Origin of the sequence: Paraburkholderia sp. GAS42 (assembly GCF_050436565.1) — a bacterium.
Lineage (GTDB): Bacteria > Pseudomonadota > Gammaproteobacteria > Burkholderiales > Burkholderiaceae > Paraburkholderia.
This window is the reverse complement of record NZ_JBNDML010000015.1, coordinates 42,877-62,253: the sequence shown is the minus strand read 5'-3', so window position 1 is coordinate 62,253 and position 19,377 is coordinate 42,877. Positions and strand designations below refer to the sequence as shown.

At 61.0% G+C, this 19,377-nt stretch carries 17 protein-coding genes; 12 read left to right on the top strand and 5 right to left on the bottom strand.

From position 1 onward, the window contains the following. Positions 1–14: 14 nt before the first annotated feature. The 5 genes from P3T16_RS21820 (at position 15) to P3T16_RS21800 (ending at position 5,086) form a co-directional block, all read left to right on the top strand. Complete coding sequence (locus P3T16_RS21820; RefSeq protein ID WP_429343820.1) at positions 15–950, top strand: TauD/TfdA dioxygenase family protein; 936 nt, start codon at positions 15–17, stop codon at positions 948–950. A 98-nt stretch (positions 951–1,048) separates the two neighbouring features. Next, a complete protein-coding gene (locus tag P3T16_RS21815; RefSeq protein WP_429343819.1) occupies positions 1,049–2,086 on the top strand; it encodes an ABC transporter substrate-binding protein in 1,038 nt (345 codons plus the stop codon). A gap of 29 nt (positions 2,087–2,115) precedes the next feature. Next, complete coding sequence (locus P3T16_RS21810; RefSeq protein WP_429343818.1) at positions 2,116–2,916, top strand: ABC transporter ATP-binding protein; 801 nt, start codon at positions 2,116–2,118, stop codon at positions 2,914–2,916. A gap of 17 nt (positions 2,917–2,933) precedes the next feature. Continuing rightward, the gene (locus P3T16_RS21805; RefSeq protein ID WP_429343817.1) at positions 2,934–3,740 is read left to right on the top strand and encodes an ABC transporter permease; all 807 of its coding nucleotides are present in this window, start codon (positions 2,934–2,936) and stop codon (positions 3,738–3,740) included. A gap of 119 nt (positions 3,741–3,859) precedes the next feature. Next, complete coding sequence (locus P3T16_RS21800) at positions 3,860–5,086, top strand: MFS transporter (RefSeq protein WP_429343816.1); 1,227 nt, start codon at positions 3,860–3,862, stop codon at positions 5,084–5,086. Between the two features lie 29 nt (positions 5,087–5,115). On the opposite strand, the gene P3T16_RS21795 is transcribed toward P3T16_RS21800, so the two are convergent. The 3 genes from P3T16_RS21795 to P3T16_RS21785 all read right to left on the bottom strand — a co-directional run bounded on the left by P3T16_RS21795 (position 5,116) and on the right by P3T16_RS21785 (position 8,475). Further along, a complete protein-coding gene (locus P3T16_RS21795; RefSeq protein ID WP_429343815.1) occupies positions 5,116–5,883 on the bottom strand; it encodes a hypothetical protein in 768 nt (255 codons plus the stop codon). Then, entirely contained in the window at positions 5,884–7,437 is a 1,554-nt protein-coding gene (locus tag P3T16_RS21790) for a phospholipase D family protein (protein WP_429343814.1), read from the bottom strand. 261 nt (positions 7,438–7,698) lie between these two features. Then, the gene (locus P3T16_RS21785) at positions 7,699–8,475 is read right to left on the bottom strand and encodes an NAD(P)H-dependent oxidoreductase (RefSeq protein WP_429343813.1); all 777 of its coding nucleotides are present in this window, start codon (positions 8,473–8,475) and stop codon (positions 7,699–7,701) included. 85 nt (positions 8,476–8,560) lie between these two features. On the opposite strand from P3T16_RS21785, the gene P3T16_RS21780 reads away from it, so the two are divergent. The 3 genes from P3T16_RS21780 (at position 8,561) to P3T16_RS21770 (ending at position 11,294) form a co-directional block, all read left to right on the top strand. Then, a complete protein-coding gene (locus tag P3T16_RS21780; protein ID WP_429343812.1) occupies positions 8,561–9,454 on the top strand; it encodes a LysR family transcriptional regulator in 894 nt (297 codons plus the stop codon). Positions 9,455–9,601: 147 nt separating this feature from the next. Then, positions 9,602–10,645: a glycosyltransferase family 9 protein gene (locus P3T16_RS21775; protein ID WP_429343811.1), complete on the top strand. Its 1,044-nt coding sequence runs from the start codon at positions 9,602–9,604 to the stop codon at positions 10,643–10,645. A 385-nt stretch (positions 10,646–11,030) separates the two neighbouring features. Next, positions 11,031–11,294: a hypothetical protein gene (locus tag P3T16_RS21770; protein ID WP_429343810.1), complete on the top strand. Its 264-nt coding sequence runs from the start codon at positions 11,031–11,033 to the stop codon at positions 11,292–11,294. Positions 11,295–11,325: 31 nt separating this feature from the next. On the opposite strand, the gene P3T16_RS21765 is transcribed toward P3T16_RS21770, so the two are convergent. Next, complete coding sequence (locus P3T16_RS21765) at positions 11,326–11,829, bottom strand: lipocalin-like domain-containing protein (protein WP_429343809.1); 504 nt, start codon at positions 11,827–11,829, stop codon at positions 11,326–11,328. A 182-nt stretch (positions 11,830–12,011) separates the two neighbouring features. Next, positions 12,012–13,163, bottom strand: coding sequence for a porin (locus P3T16_RS21760; protein WP_429343808.1), 1,152 nt, complete (start codon positions 13,161–13,163; stop codon positions 12,012–12,014). A 285-nt stretch (positions 13,164–13,448) separates the two neighbouring features. On the opposite strand from P3T16_RS21760, the gene aldA reads away from it, so the two are divergent. The 4 genes from aldA to P3T16_RS21740 all read left to right on the top strand — a co-directional run bounded on the left by aldA (position 13,449) and on the right by P3T16_RS21740 (position 19,274). Next, positions 13,449–14,873 carry an aldehyde dehydrogenase gene (aldA, locus tag P3T16_RS21755; protein WP_429343807.1) on the top strand — a complete coding sequence of 475 codons (1,425 nt, stop codon included), beginning with the start codon at positions 13,449–13,451 and terminating at the stop codon, positions 14,871–14,873. A 151-nt stretch (positions 14,874–15,024) separates the two neighbouring features. Next, positions 15,025–16,344: an MFS transporter gene (locus tag P3T16_RS21750; protein ID WP_429343806.1), complete on the top strand. Its 1,320-nt coding sequence runs from the start codon at positions 15,025–15,027 to the stop codon at positions 16,342–16,344. Beyond that, positions 16,345–17,562: a mandelate racemase/muconate lactonizing enzyme family protein gene (locus tag P3T16_RS21745; RefSeq protein WP_429343805.1), complete on the top strand. Its 1,218-nt coding sequence runs from the start codon at positions 16,345–16,347 to the stop codon at positions 17,560–17,562. Positions 17,563–17,612: 50 nt separating this feature from the next. Further along, positions 17,613–19,274, top strand: coding sequence for a GMC family oxidoreductase (locus P3T16_RS21740; protein WP_429343804.1), 1,662 nt, complete (start codon positions 17,613–17,615; stop codon positions 19,272–19,274). The last annotated feature ends 103 nt before the right edge of the window (positions 19,275–19,377 follow it).

The window sequence follows — 19,377 nt, the reverse complement described above, 5'->3', positions numbered from 1 at the left end:
CGAGGAGAAACGCCATGAGCACCGTGCTCGAAAATCCGGTTTCGCAGTCAGGTAGCGCCCATCAGGACATCCGTGTGCGGCGCTACAAGCCGTTGATCGGTGCTGTCATTGAAAACGTCGATCTGTCACGCCCGCTCAGCGACGACAATCGCAGCACGCTAAACAAGGCACTTGTCGACCACGGCGTCATTTTCATTCGCGAGCAGACGCTCACGCCGGAACAGCACGTTGCGCTCGCACGCGTCTTCGGTAACCCGATCCGCAAGAACATCTATCTGCCTGCTGTAGCCGGATTTCCGGAAATCGAGGTGATCGCCCATAGCGACAGGACGCAGTCGGGCGGCACGGATAACTGGCACGTCGACGTGTCGTGGCAGCCTCAGCCACCTAAAGCGACTGTGCTGCACGCACAGGACATTCCGGAAGGCGGTGGCGGCGACACGATCTGGACTTCGTCCGCAGGTGTCTATGATCTGCTCGACCCGGATCTCGCGCGCTACTTTGAAAAACTGCGCGCGGTGAACACATTCCTCGCGTCGCCGAAAAAGCAGGCGCTTTCCGATCTGCTGAGCGGCTACGACCTGCCGCCCGGCACCTCCGAGGAAACGCTGGAAGAAAAGCTCGCGCGTGTTCGCGATGCGGCGCAGAAGTACCCACCGATTGAAGTACCCGTCATCAAGACGCATCCCGAGAATGGCCGAAAGCTGGTGTTCGTCAACGAAGGCCACACGAGCCATCTGCTCGGCGTGTCGAAGACTGCGAGCCAGAGTCTGCTCAACTACCTGTACGACCTGATCAAGACGCCGGAAGTCCAGGCGCGCTTCGAATGGAAGCAGGGCGATGTGGCGATCTGGGATAACCGTCAGGTGCAGCATTACGCGGCGCGTGATTATGGATCGGCACGTAGGCGGATTCACCGCGTGACGCTCGAACACGACGGTGCGTTCTAAAGACCTGCTTTAAAAGGACCGGATAAAGGCGCGCCTTGCAGGCACGACGTCGCGCTTTTTGCTAACTGGCTTCACGGACGCGGACTAACAGGCAACGCATGAAAGCAATTCTATGGAGCACGTGGCGCAGCATGGTCGGCGCACTGGTGGCGGGTCTTCTTTTGACAGCCGGCCCGCTGGCGCACGCGCAGGCACCGGAAAAACTGGAGCTGCGCTATCAGGGCTGGGCAAGCAAGGTGCTGTACCCCGAACTGGCGGAAGATCTTGGCTACCTTGCGCCGATCAAACTCAAGTGGGTGGGCAACACGACGAGCGGGCCGCAGGACATTCAGGCGGCCGTGACCGGCGACGTGGATTTCGGCGGGGCGTTCAACGGTTCCATCGTGAAGCTCGCGGCGGCCCACGCGCCGATCAAGGCAGTCCTGTCCTATGTGGGTGCCGACAAGGACACCAACGGCGGCCTCTTCGTGCTGCAAGGCAGCCCGATCAAAAACGCCCATGATCTGGTGGGACACAAGGTCGGCGTTAACACGCCGGGCGCATATGAGCAGTATCTCGTCACCGCGTGGCTGGAAAAATCGGGTGTATCGAAAGAGGATATCCAGAAGATCACCTTTGTCGCAGCGCCGCCGGTCAATCTTGCGCAGCTTCTCAAGCAGAGGCAGCTGGATGCGATTTTCCTCGAAGACATCATCAAGGACAAGCTGCTCGCCGAAGGCGGCGCGACCTTGCTGACGACGGACTATCAGTTGCTCGGCAGCTTCGGTTACGCAAGCTACATTTTCACCGACCGTTTCATCCAGCAAAACCCGAACACGGTGCACAAATTCGTCGAAGGCACCGCGCGGGCCATCGAGTGGACGCAGAAGACGCCGCGTGCGGAAGTCGTTGCGCGGCTTGAAAAGATCGTGCAGGCGCGCAACCGCAACGAAGACAAAACCATCGTGCGTTACTGGAAATCGGCGGGCGTCGGAGGCAAGGGCGGTGTGATCAGCTCGAGCGAGTTTTCGACCTATGTCGACTGGTACGTCAGCAACGGCGTCCTGAAACCCGGTCAGGTCAAGGCGGACGATATCTATACCAACCAGTTCAACCCGTTCAACGTGTCGCTGGGCAGTCGCCAGCCGGGTTCTTGACCCACGACGCAGCTCAAGGAGAAACGCACATGGGCGCCACCATCAGCGTACGCAACATCGCCAAGGGGTTTCATCTGAACCGGCGCGGGCACTTCGTTGTTCTGCAGGATGTGTCCTTCGACGTTGCAGCCGGGGAGTTTCTCGTGCTGGTCGGTCCGAGCGGCTGCGGCAAGACCACGCTGCTCGATCTGATTGGCGGTCTGACGACGCCCGATAGCGGCAGCATTCTGGTGGGCGGCAACCCGATCGCCGGGCCGGGCCTCGATCGCGGCATCGTGTTCCAGCAATACGCGCTGTTTCCGTGGAAAACCGCACAAGGGAATATCGAATTCGGGCTAGAAGCCAAAGGCGTACCGAAAGCGCAGCGCATCGACCGTGCGCGCTACTGGCTCGATCTGGTCGGGCTCGCGGGCTTCGAAGACCGGTACCCGCACGAGCTGTCCGGTGGCATGAAGCAGCGCGTGGCGATCGCCCGTTCGCTTTCGTACGATCCGGACGTGCTTCTGATGGACGAACCGTTCGCCGCGCTCGACGCGCAGACGCGCGAGACGCTACAGGACGAACTGCTGCGCATCTGGCAGCAGACGGGCAAGACGATCGTGTTTATCACGCACGGCATCGAGGAAGCGGTGTATCTCGGGCAGCGCGTGCTCGTGATGGCGGCCACGCCGGGCCGCGTCACACACTCGCTCGACGTGCGCCTGAATCGTGATGATCCCGCTGGAGATCTGCGCGCGACACCCGAATTCGTCGAGCTTCGGCACCAGATATGGCAACTGATCCACCACCGCAGCGACGCGCCACGGCTTCACGTGGCGCGCGCCGCCTGATGACATTTCCTTACGCCATGAGCACACTCACTACGCTGAACCCAACGTCGCGCCCGATAGCGACATATCTTGCGGCGACGTTGCCGCGGCTCTTTCGCAACAGCATTGCGATTCTCGTCTTCATCGCGCTGTGGGAGGCGTTGCCGGGTCTCGGCTGGGTCGATGCTACATTTCTTCCGCCGTTTTCCACGGTCGTGCGCGCGCTGGTCGAGATGCTGGTTTCCGGAGAGCTGACTTCGCATCTGCTCGCGAGCACCGGCCGGGCGCTAGGCGGTTTTGTCATTGCGATAGCGATCGGCGTGCCGCTGGGACTCTTTATCGGCTGGTATCGCGCGCTCGCCGATATCCTCAACCCGCTGCTCGAAATCTTCCGCAATACCGCACCGCTCGCCATTCTGCCCGTATTCGTACTGATACTCGGCATGGGCGAGACGTCGAAGATTTCGATGGTTGTGTATTCATGCATCTGGCCGGTCGTGCTCAATACGGTGAGCGGCGTGCGCAATGTCGATCCGCTGCTGATCCGCTCGGCGCGTTCGATGGGACTGTCGCCATTGAGACTCTTTTACAAGGTCGTGTTGCCGGCTTCGGTGCCGACCGTGTTTACCGGCATACGCGTTGCCGGTGCGTATTCGATTCTCGTGCTGATCGCCGCGGAAATGGTGGGTGCGAAGGCCGGTCTCGGCTACCTCGTCAACTACTCGCAGTTCACCTTCGAGATTCCGAAGATGTACGCGGGCATCATTACGCTGTCCGTGCTCGGACTCGCGTTCAATCAGGTGGTCGTGAGCGCCGAGCGACGTCTGACCGCATGGAAAGGATGAGCGCGCAACCGTTTCCATCGAACGTCGTGCGCGAGGCAGCACGGCGTGCCGTGGCGAGGGACCCTGTATGATGACGACACCTTCGTCGGACTTCAGCCTTGGCCTCTACCCGGAACCGCGTGACTTCAACGTCATCGTCATCATCCACGGATTACGGTCTGTGGGCCCTGACTTTCAGCTACGTGCTGAGCCAGTTTTTTCGCAGCTACATTGCTGTTATTTCCTCGCAGCTGATCGACAGTTTTCATTTTTCGCCGCAGATGTTCGGCTGGTTTGCGGGCGCATTCTTTCTCGTTTTCTCACTCGCGCAATTACCGATCGGCATGCTGTTCGACCGCTATGGCGTTCGTCTTCCGACGGCCGCGCTGATGGGCATCGGCACGGTGTCCGCGGTACTGCTGTCGGTCACGTCGAGTGCGCCGCTCGCGATCTTCGCGCAGGCGGGCATCGGGATCGGCTGCGCGCCGATCTTCATCGGCCTGCTCAATCATGTGCTGCGCACCGGGCACGGCCATCGAAACGTGCGCGCGGTGACGACGGCGAGCGCCATCGGCATGGCCGGTGCGCTGCTCGCCGCCTTTCCGTTGAGCCGTGCGACGGCCAGCTTCGGCTGGCGTCCGGTGATGGCGACAGCAGCGGTTGCGATGCTGTGCGCGACGGTCGGCGTGCTGTGCTTCGTGCGTCGTAGCGATGTGCCTGCGCCCGCGACGAAAGCGGTTGAATCGCAGCAGGCGAGGGCATCGGCCAGCGGCTCGACACGTTTCTGGACGCTGATGCCGGCGTGCCTCGCGTTATCGGTCGGCAGCACGTTCCGGACGTCGTGGGGCGGCCCGTATCTCGCCGACGTGTTCGGTTTCGATGTGATCGCACGCGGAAACGCGATGACGGTGACGAGCATCGTAGCCATCGCCGCATCGTTCTGCGTGCCGGTTGCCGTTCGATACTGGGCGCCGAAAGCGATCTCGTCGGCATGGCTTGTTTTGGGTCTGGTCGCTGCACTGCTGCTCGCGGCGAGTCCGGGCGGCAGTGCGGTGCTCAGCGTGGCGCTGATCTGCGTGCTGTTCTCGGTCGGATCGATTCATCCACTTGTGATGTCGCAGGCGCGAGCGATCATTCCACCGCATCGGCTTGGGCTCAGCCTTGGATTACTCAACAGCATGGTGTTTCTCGGCATCGCGCTGACGAGCAGTTGCTTCGGCTGGATCACCGAGCACGTGAGAGCGGCGGGCTTGTCGAATCCGGCGCTGTACTCGCGGCTGTTCCTGTTCACCGCTGTCCCGCTGGCAGTGGGCACGGCGATCTATCGGTTCAGCCCGACGGCGCCGGCGCATCAGGACGACGCCTGATTATTTTGACCGGGGTTTTAAGGTGCCGCTCACGGCTTGGGCAGTGATTGTGCGAGGCTGATCAGATTCTGCGGCACCACGCGGATGATGCCGTTGCGCGGGCTGTCGATGTCCGCGATCAACATGAACGACAACGAGACGACCAGCGGCATGATCAGCAGAAACCTGACCTTCGCCTTGTCGGTGCGCGACCCGTAGCCGACGAGCAGGTTACAGCCCAGTCCGATCAGGGTCATCAGCGTCCAGGCGGCAAACGGGATGCGGTTCCACCATGCAGCCTGCGTGTATCCCTGCGCGTTGATCACATCGTTCATGCCGGCGATCGCAAGCGCGGTGACCGGATTGGGTTGAGCAGCCGCACCGGTGCGGACTGCCGTCCACATGTCCGTTTGCAGTTGCGCCGTGGTCGCGTTGACCTGGGCGAGTTGTTGCAGGTCGCTGACCCGATAGTACTGAATGCGCTGGTCGAGATATTTCAGCAGGAGCGTGCGCGTGCTTGCCGCTTCTGAAGCGGGCAGCAGGTCCGCGCGGATGAACTCCGTCCCAATCGCGTTCGCTTCATCTTCTTCGTAATTCTTGCGCTGGTCGTAGCGGCCGACTGCCATCGAGAGACTGAAGCCGATTACCAGCGCAAGGAGCGTCAACGTAGCGGACTGGACTACGGCGAAGTCCTCGCGGGTCGCGCTATCGAGTGGCTTTTTGCCGCGTAACACGGCGGCGCCAAACCATGCGGCCAGCGACATCAGCACCATGTCGATCAGGAAGAGTTCAAGCGGATGATTGATGAATTGTTCCATTCAAAGCTCCGATTCAATTGGCAGTAGTCCGAGGAACCAGATGCCGATGCGTTTCATGCTGGACACTCCGGGCTCGTCGAGTTCTTTCACCGTGCCGTCCGGCGCGGTGTCGATCCACACGATCCGGCTCGCGCCGTTGGCGTCCGTACGTTCCTCGAGCCGCCACGCGATCTGGTCGAGCTTCGGTTCGAGCCCGTCCGCCACCTGCGCAGCGATTGCATCGCTCTCGCAGTAGACGCCAATTTCCGTATTGAGCGTGATTGACCTCGGGTCGAAATTCATCGAACCGATGAAGATGCTCGTTCTGTCGAAGACGTAGGTTTTTGCATGCAGCGAGGCCTTCGACGAACCCAGCAGCGATTTCTTTTTCGCTGTCGGGTCTTCGGTTTCGGCAGGTTTCAGTTCGTACAGATGCACGCCCGCGTCCAGCAGATCCTTGCGGTAACGCTGGTAACCGGCGTGAACGGCCGCGACGTCGGTTGCCGCGAGCGAGTTGGTCAGGATCGTCACGCGCACGCCGCGTGCCGTCTGCGCGCGCATCCACTCGACGCCCTTTTTGCCAGGCACGAAGTACGGCGAGATGATCAGCATCTGCCTGTCCGGCTTCACGCTGAGCGCATCGAACTGGGTCAGCAGATGACCCTGCGGATCGTCCGGCGAACGGGCGATCTTGGCCGGGTCGTCGTAGAGCAGCGTCGCCTTACCCCACGAAAACTCCGGATCGCGTGCAGCGACGAGTTTCGCGAGACGTTGCTTCGCCTGAACGACGTATGGCGAATCCTGCTGCGCGGCGATCGCTGCGGTCAGCTTCACGCGGTACATGGCCAGCGCATCGGGCGCCGCGGGATGACCGGTCAGGGATTCGATCGGATAGGCCGCGTCAGAATTCCAGAACTGGTCGAATGCACTGGAAACCCGATGCACGACGGGGCCGAACGTCAGCACGTCGAGATCGCCGAACGAGACGTCGCTGGACGCGCCGAAGTATTCGTCGCCGATATTGCGGCCGCCGAGTATCGCCGCCTGGTTGTCCGCGATCAGCGCCTTGTTGTGCATGCGCCGGTTCACGCGGCCGAATTCGAGCGCCGTGCCGAGCGTCTTGAAGGTGCGGCTCGCCACCGGATTGAAGAGCCGCACCTGGATATTCGGGTGAGAGGCGATCGCGAGCAGAACCTTGTCGTCGGCGCCTGTTCCCAGATCGTCGAGCAGTACGCGAACTCTGACGCCCCGGTCGGCGGCCCTGAGTACGCCGTCGGCGAGCTGGCGCCCTGTGAGGTCGTCGTGCCAGATGTAGTACTGAAGGTCGAGCGTGCGATCGGCCTGCCCGGTCAGTACGATGCGTGCGAGCAGCGCGTCGACGCCATCGGGCAGCAGGTGAAAGGCGCTCTGGTCCGGATGGCTGTGCACCTCCGGCATCAGCATCGTGCCGAGACGTGTGGTGTTCGTGTCTTCGAGCGCGTGTGTGGCGGTGCGATCTGCCTGCGGCCGCAGACTGACGCAGGCGGATAGAAACAGGACAAGGAAGACCGCGAGAGTACTGCGAAGCATCGTCATCTTTTTTTTTTGATTCCTTAATCGGGCCGGCCTGAGCATAACCGCCCGGTGCAGCGTCGCACCGGTCAGACGCGGCGCGCGCCGGGCTTGCAACTGCGCATCCAGATGTTCAGGTGTAGCCGACATTAGAACCTGAACTTGACCTTGCCTTCAATCAGAACAGTGTCCCGGGACGGAGCGGATCAACACGCGGGCGCCGGTCGCGCGAGATTACGGGCTGGGTTTGCGGCTCCCGGGCTGGCGCGGTTGACGGCGCAACTTCTATGCGATGTGCACAGCGAAGCCGGACTCGTCCGGAGCAATATCAGGCCGCAGCGTGAGTTCCGGGATGGTGTACGCCCCCGCGTTCTGTGGACGAAATGGTATCGGCGCGGTCTTCCCGATGTCATCCAGACGTTGTCCCAGCGCATCACAGATCTCTGGAAAGGCTGCTGCATCAATCCGGCCTGTCCGATAGATCACGAACGGTGGCAGGACGTCGAAGCCGGGGTAATACAGAATCCCGTGCTGGATGGGAAAGAGCACATCATCCATTGGACCATTGATACCGCGCGGGCCGTAATGAGACTCCCATCCGCCCGCCGTGACGATCAGCATCGCCCGCTTTCCTGCCAGCGTGCCTTCGCCATACCGGTCGCCCCAGCGGGCGTCGGAGTGTTCTCCGACGCCATACCCGAAGCCATACGCATAGACGCGCTCTACCCAGCCTTTCAGGATCGCCGGCATCGAGAACCACCACAGCGGAAACTGCAGGATGACTGCATCCGCCCACATCAGCTTGTCCTGTTCGAGCGCGATGTCTTTGCTCTGCCGGCCATTCTCGAACGCACGCTGTGAGTCGAGAGCGGCATCGAAGCGCGCATCGGCCTGCCTGTCGAGACTGTCGTTTGCGTCGAGCGATGCTTTCCACTTCATCGCGTACAGGTCTGATACCTGCACGACGTGCCCCGCGTCCTCAAGCCGTTTGACCGAGAAATCCCTGAGCGAGCCATTCAATGATCTGGGCTCGGGATGAGCGTAGACAAGAAGAACATTCATGATTAAACCTCCGTTGCTGGAAGACAGCAGAGTAGGTCTGTAGCAGGTATATTGGAAATGAATATCCAATATTGCAGGTATTAACATGAATAATCTTCGAAGACTGGACCTCAACCTGCTGGTCACACTGGATGTCCTCCTTTCGGAACACAATGTGACCCGTGCGGCACAGCGTCTGAACTTCTCCCAACCATCGGTAAGCGTTCATCTCGCCAGGCTGCGGGACATTTTCGGAGACCCTCTGTTGCTGCCGGGGCCACGAGGAATGAGGCCCACCGCGAGGGCCGATGAGTTGCGCGAACCTTTGCGACAGGCACTTGATGCACTTGAGCGCGCGGTGTCGCCCGCAAGCCCTTTTGATCCAGCCGAGGCGAGTCATACGTGGCGTGTTGCCGCTGCCGACTACGGCGAATCGACGATCGTGCTGCCAGCTCTGATCGGACTTCGTTCGGCTGCGCCGGGTGCCCGGCTGGCAGTCCTTGAACTTGTTCCGTCACGCATAGCGAGGCAAGCGGAACAGGGGGAGATTGATCTTGCTTTTCACACCAGCGAGGGGGCTCCGTCCGGCTTGCGTCGCCGGGCGCTTTTTACGGAGCGCTATGTTCTGGCGGGCCGCGCGGGTCACCCGCGCCTGAAAAGGCGACCCACGCTTTCGCAATTCTGCGAACTCGACCACGTGGTCGTGTCGACGGATGGCGGGGGCTTTAGCGGTATCACGGATGAAGTGCTATCAGAGGCCGGCCTGACGCGTCGGGTGGTGCTTTCTGTTCCGCACTTCCTGTTCATGATGTCGGTCCTCGCGAGCACAGACCTCGTGGCGATGGTACCTTCGCGCCTGGTCCGCGATACCAGCGTGCTGCGGGTCGTCGAGCCACCTGTCGATGTACCCCGCTACGAGATGGCCATGCTCTGGCATGAGCGCTCCCATCGCGACCCCGCGCATCAGTGGCTGCGTGAGTACATCGCAGATTCGGTGTGATCCGTGCACAATGTGCGCATCCCTCCGTCTTCTATCGGCATAGTCGCGTCTGACCGCCGGGACGCGTTCAGGCGCAGCAGGCAGCGCCGGGTTGACCGGGGACGCGCTGTAAAACGGATGCCGCCACACGTATCGGGAATAGTCGTTATGACTGCATTGAGCCCTGCTGACGCGCTCACATACCCCGGATCTCTCCTTTCCGCGGACGGGCTTCTCGTGGCTTCGTATGATCTCGAGGAGGGCGGTGACGAAATTGAAGGATATCGCGCAGCCGCTCATCACCCGCGAATCCTGAACGCAAGCGCGTGTCCTTTCACGATTGATTACCGCGCGGCGTCCGCCATCCACGTCCTCAACGGGATGGGCGTGACGCTCGGCGACTCGATCATCGGGCTCACGGCGATTTCGGCCATAAAGAGCGCATTCCCGGATCTACGGTTCTCGCTATACCGGCCAGCCCGCGCACCGGAATACGTGCAGGAACTCTATGCCCTGGCAGGCGACCTGCTGTCGAACATCATCACGCTGCCGTGCTCTCACCATGAGCTCCCCGATGAGGCAACCGTGATCGATGTCGGCAATCACCTTTTCTGGCCGGACTTCACGACGCTGCCGATGATCGATTTTTTTCTGGGTGCGCTTGGCGTCGACGCGTCCGGCGTTCAGCCTCAAGAGAAGGCGAACCAGTGGCTCGCGGATATATCGCTGCCTGCCGTTCCCCGCAAGTGGCAGGATCAGCCCTACGTATTGCTTTGTTCAACGGCGAGCACACCGGTACGGAGCATTCCCCAACACATTCGTGCCGATCTCGTTGAACGGCTGATAGAACGATACGATCTCCCGGTGCTCGGCTTTGGGCCGGTGAATCACGCTCGATACATCGACGTGCTGCCCGAGTCGAGAGACACGGCTCACTTCCTCGCACTGGTTCGAGGTGCGCGCTTCGTGATGACCTGCGACACGGCCGCCGTTCACGTCGCAGCAGGCTTCAATGTTCCAACGACAGCGTTCTTTACGACGATCGCGCCAGAGCTGCGCGTGCGCGACTACCCGGCGTGCCACGCGGTCAAGCTCGAGTTGCCGCAATTGCGCGGCATCCACGCGAGCAATCGGGACCGGGATATTGCGATGGTCGAGCAGGCTTTCAGCGCTGTGATCCGCGACGCGCTTCCTCTGCCTGACCTGGCTTAGGCGATGGCGCGTGAGCAACGCGACCAGATAGCCATTTACACCCAGCCCGCAGATCACGCGGGTCGCCCGCCCGCGACAATGTAACCAGGCCGATCGCGCAGATGCACGCACCGATGCTGTGCAGGGAAATGGCGGCGCGTGCGCGGCAGGCAACGTTCGGCGGAATCATGGCGCGTTACCGTTGCACTTGAAGCCGCGTCACGCGACGGACGTGTCGCAGCGGCATTCGTCTGATGAGGGTGCGTTGATGAGTACGCTAGCCGGTTTGACACATCGCCATCGGGGCTGGGCCATCGGAATGGCGGCGACGTTACTCATAGCGGGTGCGCACGCAAGACCTGCGTGCCCGGAGCTTGTGACGACACCTGCCGGGAGTGTATTCAACGTGGCCGCGCTGATCGCGGACAACGGCTCGCCGGAAGCAGGGCTCGCCAAAATACGCTCAGCATTGGCAAAAATCGATGCAGGTGGCGGCTGCCGCATCTTCAGCGATATCGCCGCGTGCGAAGAGACCGTCGCGCTTGCGAAAAGGACGGCGGCCGCGCTGGAGAAATGCGCGGCGCCCGTTCCGCGCAACGGGCAGGCTCAAACGAATGATACGAAACGGCCTGCGGAGGAAACAGAGAATGATCTGACTCCGCGCCAATAGCGGATTGCAGGCGTGTCCGCCTGCGCTTCAGTCACTTTGTGCGTTCCCACACGACCTTCGCCGACCCATATCCAAAGCTACCCGGCGTGACATAGGTTAATCGGGTGCCTACCAGCGTGAACGGTCGCTGCTGGACGTCGCCGTCCCAATTCGGAAATGTGCTTCTTTGAATGTGAAAAACAATCACGTGTCCGGCAGGGTCGACTGTGTAAGTTCCGAAATGCGCGACGTTACCCTCGACGATTTTCTGGTTCATCTCGGATGTTCCCGACAGGCGGCTACCCGATGTGAACTTTGGCAGATCGGCACGAACCCCGACCAGAACATAGTGGCCGTCGCTGCCAAATATCAGTTGCCCCTCAGGATGGGGGCCCAGCAATTCCATCTCGCTTCCACTCCTCGACACGGTCAACGAGACCAGTGACCACGATCCGACAATGTCCGCTGCTGTCTGGGCGAGCACATCGGGTGACGAGAAACAGAGTGCAACGACGACCATTGCCCAGGCAGGCAAGATTTTGAATATGGATCGCATGGTGGTCTCCAGCACGTGGGAGCATATTGGGCCGCGCAGGGCGGGTGAGTGGATCGTATTCTTGTGATGCCACTGCGCTCTATTGTTTATAGACGGAAAATGGGCGGCTCGACGCGGCTCTTCGCAGCAGAACGCGTCCCATATCACTTTCGTGATATACGCGCCCGCAATCCCCATGACGCCTAGAACTTGTGCCGCAGCGCAACCCGCACGGCCACCTGATTGCCCGTCGACGACGGCGCCTGTACGCCAGGAATAAACGCGTTGTCCAGAATCGAGTTTGTCGAGTCGCCCGTGACCTTCTGATATTCGCCCTGCACGTAGACGTCGGTGCGCTTTGAGAGGTTGTAGTCCGCCATCAGGCCGAACGAGTGAATCTTCGGCTTCACGTTACCGCTGGATGCATCGTAGTTTTCCATCGTGTACACGTACTGCGCGCCGACAAAGAACGCCGGCGTGAACTGGTATTTGCCGTTCACTTCGAAGTTCTGGTATTTCAGCGTGTTTAGTGCGACGCCCGGCGCGGCGAGCGGAACGCCGATATAGCCATTGCCGGTCGGGTTTTTGTAGTTCGAGTTGGTGTACGCGAAGCCGGCCGTGGCCTGACCGAATGTGTAGTTGATGCCACCGCCGAACACCCGCATGCGTTCCGCGATAAAGCTCGCGTCGTTCGCCGTGATCGCGCCGGTCGAGCCCACGCCCGGGTTATCGGCCTGCATGTACGCCGCGGCGACCAGCAGGCCTCCGTTGGCGTACTGACCGCCGAAGCTGTAGGCGCGATTGTTCGCGAAGTTCGTATCGTTGCTGAAGCTATACACGCCGCCGAACTGGAAGCCCGCCATGTTCGGGCTCGCGTACTTGATGCTGTTACCGAGGCGGAACGAGTTGTCGGTGTTGTCGTTGTCATAAGGGTGCGCGAACAGGTAGCCGGCCCAGTTGCCGTTGGCCGTCGTCTGCGCGAGATAGTCGACCACCGAATCGTACTGACGGCCGAGCGTAACCGAACCGAACCTGTCATCGCTCAGGCCCACATACGCCTGACGGCCGAACATGCGGCCGCCCTGGCCGAGCCGTCCCGAGCTTACATTGAAGCCGTTTTCCAGCAAGAACACCGCCTTCATCCCGCCGCCGAGATCTTCCGAACCCTTCAGGCCCCAGCGGCTGCCCTGTGCGTAGCCACTCGCCATTTCCCACACCGCGCCGTGTCCGGCGTTGTTCGTGTAGTCGACGCCTTCATCGAGCACGCCGTACAGGGTGACGCTGTTTTGCGCGAAGGCGGGCGACGTGGCGGTCAACGAGGCGAGCGCTGCGATCGCGATGACATTTCTTTTCATTGGAGTTCCAGACGTTGGTCATGCGCGGCCGGCACGGTTCAAAGGTCCGTTTGAGGCCACGACTTTTTGGCAAAGCCCGGATTCTGCTATTCGGCGCGACAAACGCGAATGAGGCTGTTCCCTGGATAAACGTGATTTTTTCGAATGTTTGTCCCGCAAATTATTCGCTTGTGGCGATGTGTCGCGGGGAGAAAAATTCCGTCCATGCACCATCGGCATGAAGTTCATAGCCGACGGCAATGCGGCTAACGCGTTTTTTCGCACCACGCCTGTCAGGAGACAACCATGAGACTCGATCGCAATTTTGCTAACGGCCGGTTTATCGAACCGGCGGGTGACGAGCTCATCGCCGTCTACAACCCGGCCACCGAAGCGCTGATCGCCCACGTAACCGGCGCCACACAAGCCGAAGCCGTCGCAGCGGTCGACGTTGCCGCAGCAGCACAAAAAGGCTGGCGCAAACTGCCGTCGGCGGAGCGCGCGGTCTACCTGCACAAGCTCGCCGACGCGCTGACCGAATGCGCACCCGCTATCGGCGCGGCGCTCGCGCTGGAGTCGGGCAAGAGCCTCGCCGACGCCACGAACGAAGCAATCTACGCCGGCCAGATCACCCGCTATCACGCCGAATGGGCGCGCCGCATCGAAGGCGAAGTGATTCCGAGCGATACGCCCGACGAAAACCTGGTGCTGCATCGCGAGCCGATCGGCGTCGTCGCGTGCCTGATTCCGTTCAACTACCCGGTCTATACGTTCATGCGCAAGGTTGCGCCTGCGCTGATTGCCGGTAATACGGTGGTTGTCCGTCCGAGCAACAACACACCGACCTCCGCGTTCGAAATCGCGAAGGCGGTAGAGAAGGCCGGATTGCCGGCTGGCGTCGTGAACATTCTCGCGATGAATCATGCAACCGCCGAAGCGCTCTGCACCCATCCGGCGGTCGGCATGATCACGCTGACGGGCAGCGTCGGCGCAGGCCGCAAGGTGCTCGAATACTGCAAGGCGAATATCGCGAAGCCTTCGCTGGAACTGGGCGGCAAGACGCCCGCGATCATCGAGGCGGATGCCGACCTGGAGAAGGCGGCGCGCGATCTGGTTGCATCCAAAACTACCCATTGCGGCCAGCTTTGCACGGCGATCGAACGTGTCTACGTGCAGGAGAGCGTGCATGACCGTTTCGTCGCATTGCTGAAGAAGCACATGAGCGCCGTGGAGACGGGTGATCGCAGCGAGCAGCCGACGCTGATGGGGCCGCTTGTCAACGAAGCGTCGCGCCAGTCGATTCACGCGATGGTCGAACGCGCTGTTGCTGCGGGCGCCACGGTCGAAACCGGCGGCAAGGTGCCGCAAGGAAAGGGTTTCTTCTATCCGCCTACGTTGCTGTCGAACTGCCGGCAGGACATGGAGATCATCCAGGAAGAAACCTTCGGTCCGATCATGCCGGTCGTCAGATACCGCACGCTCGACGAAGCGCTGGAAATGGCCAACGACCATCAGTTCGGCTTGTCGTCGGTGCTCTACACCGAGAACTACCGGAGCGCGATGAAGATCGCCAACGGCATCGAAGCGGGCGAGTTGTACGTGAACCGCACGCCGGCCGATCCGTATCAGGGGTTCCACGCGGGCTGGAAGCGTTCCGGCCTCGGCGGCGACGACGGCAAGCACGGCATGCTCGAATTCACGCAGACCCGCCTCGTGGTCATGAAGTACTGAAGCAGCACCGGCCCGCGTCGCAAACCTTTATCGGCGGCGCGCGCCTTCCTTAAGCCTGCAGAACGTGCAAGCACGCTGCATCCATAACAAAACATATTGGAGACCCGGCACACCGGAACATCGGCGTTGCGTGTCTCTCAGGAGCGCTCAAGTGTCATCTCAACCCGTTCGAACCGCTGCATCGCTCGCCTCAGGCGACCCCGCCGCGCTGCAAGACAGCGCATCCCAACGCTATGTGCAGCTGATGCTGCTGGTGCTCGCCGCGGGCGCCATCTATCCGATTCTCTATCTGCGGCAGGTCTATCAGCCGACGATGCTGGAAGTGTTCCACATCACCGATAGCCAGCTCGGCTACCTGTATTCGTCGCTGGGCACGATTTTTCTGCTGAGTTACCTGCCGAGCGGCTGGCTCGCGGATCGTATCGCACCGCGTCTGCTGATCTGTTTTTCACTGATCGCCACCGGTGTGCTGGGTCTCTGGTATTCGACCGCACCGTCGTTCGATGTGTTGATGGTGATCTTCGGCGGCTGGGGGCTGACGACCGGCCTGACGTTCTGGGCCGCCGTCATCAAGCGCGTGGCGATGATCGCCGGTACGCGTGAGCAGGGCCGCTTTTTCGGTTTGCTCGACGGCGGGCGCGGTCTGATCGAAGCGATGCTCGCAACGATCGCGATCACGCTGTTCGCCTGGTTCACACAAACGAAGGGCGAGCCGGTCGCAGCCGGCTTCAAGCTGGTGGTCTACATGTATGCGTTTCTTTGCATCGCGCTCGGCGTCGTGCTCGCGCTGGTCAAGGATCCGCAAGGCGCTAGCGACGCTGCCGCCAGTCGCACCGCACGCAAACGCAACAACGTGCTGGTCGATCTGAAAACGCTCGCGACGATTCCCGAGTTGTGGCTGGTTGCCGCGATTGTGTTCTGCGGCTATCAGGTGTTCTGGGCGACCTACAGCTTTTCCGCCTATCTGCACGAAGGCGAGATCGGTCTCACTGTGGTGATGGCCGGCACGATCACCACGCTCAAGCTGTGGATGCGGCCTGTCGGCGGTATCGGCGGCGGCTTTCTCGGCGACCGTTACTCGAAGGTCTCGGTGCTGGTTATCGCGCTGTTCCTCGCCGCGTTGTCGCTGCTCGGACTGATGGCGGCGCCGCGTATTTCCAGCCACGTGCTGCTGGTGTTCCTCGTGCTGTTCATCGGCATTCTGACTTACGCGATTCGCGGCCTGTACTGGTCGCTGCTCGATCGCTGCAACATCCCGGTTGAAACGATGGGTCTCGCGATCGGCCTCATCTCGGTGCTCGGCTATTCGCCGGACGTGTTCCTGCCGCTGATCAACGGCTATCTGACGCAGAATTTTCCGGGCGTCTTTGGTTACCAGCTGTACTTCGGTTATGTGGCTGGAATGGCGGCGCTCGGCGGCTTCGCCGGCCTCGCGCTGCGCAACATGCTTAACAGGAAAGAGGGTGCGTAAATGAAAGTTGTCTCGCTCGAAACGCATATCGTTGCCGTTCCGCCACCGCATCTCGGCGGCATGTACTGGATCTTCGTCAAGCTGAAGACCGATTGCGGCATCGAAGGCGTCGGTGAAATCTATTCGGCGACGTTCCATCCGAAGGCGATGACGCACATCATCGACGATGTATTCAGCCGCTATCTGCTGGATAAGGATCCGCACCACATCGAGCGGTTCTGGCGCGAAGCGTATTCGAGCGGTTTCACGCAACGTCCCGATCTGACGATGATGGGCGTGGTCAGCGGGCTGGAAATGGCGTGCTGGGACATCATCGGTAAAGCGGCGAACAAGCCGGTGTATGAACTGCTCGGTGGCATGGTGAATTCGCGCCTGCGCTCATACACGTATCTGTATCCAGAGAACAGCCGCGGCGAGTACGACTACGACGATCCTGATCTCGCCGCCGAATGCGCCGCTGAGAACGTCAGGCGCGGCTTCACCGCGGTGAAGTTCGATCCGGCGGGTCCGTACACGGCGTACTCGGGGCATCAGCTGTCGCTCGAAGTGCTGGACCGTTGCGAAACGTTCTGCCGCAAGGTGCGCGAAGCGGTCGGCAGCAAGGCCGATCTGCTGTTCGGCACGCATGGGCAGATGGTGCCGTCGTCCGCGATCCGGCTCGCGAAGCGGCTCGAAAAATACGATCCGCTGTGGTTCGAAGAGCCGGTGCCGCCGGGGCAGGAAGGCGCGATGGCGCAAGTCGCGCAGCACACCAGCATTCCAGTCGCCGCCGGCGAGCGCCTGACCACGAAGTACGAATTCTTCAAACTGCTCGAAGCAGGCGCTGCGTCGATTCTGCAACTGAACGTAGCGCGCGTCGGCGGTCTGCTCGAAGCGAAGAAGGTCGCGGCACTCGCCGAGGTGTACTACGCGCAGATCGCCCCGCATCTGTACAACGGCCCGATTGGTGCTGCCGCGAGTATTCAGCTGGCCGCCTGCACGCCGAACTTCCTGATCCAGGAGAGCATCGGCACGTGGGATGGCTTCCATTCGGCGGTGTTGATGAAGCCGATTCAATGGGAAGACGGCTACATCATTCCGTCGCAAGAGCCGGGTCTTGGTGTCGAACTGAACATGGACGTGGTGCGCCAGCACACGCCGTACACCGGCGAGCGTCTGCATCTGCAAATGGCTGCCCGGCCCGCCGACGTGAAAGACCTCGCGCCGGCCAAGGGTTGAAATTCGATTTTCGCATTCACTGGATTGAGCGCCGTCGGGCGACATAGAGCATGAACTACGATTACATCATCGTCGGCGCGGGTTCGGCGGGCTGCATTCTCGCCAATCGCCTGTCGGCGTCCGGCCAATATTCGGTGCTGCTGCTCGAAGCGGGCGGCAAGGACGACTCGTTCTGGTTCAGGATCCCAGTCGGTTTCACAAAGACGTACTACAACGAAACCTACAACTGGATGTACTACAGCGAGCCCGAGAAGGAACTCGACAACCGGCCGATCTATTGCCCACGCGGCAAGGTGCAGGGCGGCTCCGGCTCGATCAACGCGATGATCTACGTGCGCGGCCAGCCGCACGATTTCGACGACTGGGCGGCAGCGGGCAACAAGGGCTGGGCGTTCCGCGACGTGCTGCCGTATTTCCGCAGGCTCGAATCGCATCCGCTCGGCAACACCGAATATCACGGTGCCGACGGCCCGATCCGCATTTCGCCGATGAAAGACGCGGTGCATCCGATTTGCCACGTGTTTCTGAACGGCTGCGACCAGGCCGGCTACAGGCGTAGCGACGATTTCAACGGCGCACAGTTCGAAGGCGCCGGCATCTACGACGTGAATACGCGCAACGGTCAGCGCTCATCGAGCAGCTTCGAGTATCTGCACCCGGTGCTGACGCGCAGGAATCTGACCGTAGAGCGTGACGTGCTGGCGAGTCGCGTACTGTTCGACGGCAACCAGCGCGCGATCGGCGTGATGGTCACGCAGAATGGCAGCACGCGTCAGTTTATGGCGAATCGTGAGGTGATCCTGTCTGCGGGCGCGGTCGATTCGCCGAAGCTGCTGCAACTCTCAGGCGTTGGCGATGGCGCATTGCTTGCGAAGCATCGCATCGCGCTGGTCAACGACCTGCCCGCGGTCGGCCAGAACCTGCAGGACCATTTGTGCGTGAGCTTCTACTATCGCGCGAACATCAAGACGCTCAATGACGAAATGCGTCCGTTGCTCGGCAAGCTGAAACTTGGTTTGCAGTATCTGCTGACACGTAAAGGGCCGCTCGCGATGAGCGTGAACCAGTCGGGCGGATTCTTCAAGGGCAACGATCGGGAAGCGCAGCCGAACCTGCAGCTTTACTTCAATCCGCTGTCGTACCGGATTCCGAAGAGCAACAAGGCGAGCCTTGAACCCGAGCCGTATTCGGGCTTCCTGCTGGCGTTCAATCCGTGCAGACCGACCAGCCGTGGATCGATCGAGATCGCGTCCAACCGGGTTGAAGATGCCGCGAAAATCCGGATCAACGCGCTGACAACCGACAAGGACATCGACGATGTAATCCAGGGTTGCGAACTGGTGCGCAAGGTCATGGCCGCGCCCGCGCTGAAGGCGATCACGGTCGAGGAAATCTCGCCAGGACCGCAGGTGAATACACGCGAAGGCTTCCTGCAATACTTCCGCGAGCAGTCCGGTTCGATCTATCACCTGTGCGGCTCGTGCGCGATGGGCGACGATCCGCGCACGTCGGTGGTGGACGCACGTTTGCGGGTGCACGGTATCCGCGGCCTGCGCGTGGTCGATGCGTCGATCTTCCCGAACATCACATCCGGCAATATCAATGCGCCGACGATGATGGTGGCGGAGAAGGGCGCCGCGATGATTCTCGAAGACGCGCAGGCAGAGGCGTTTCTTAAAATCGATGTAAAGGAACTGGCTGCCGCGGCCTGATGATCAGGGCATAGCCGTCAGGTAAGCTGGAAACCGCGCGGATGCGATGCTATCGGCGCGGTTTTTTTGCGCCGGAGGCATCGCATCGGCGCACATTCATAGC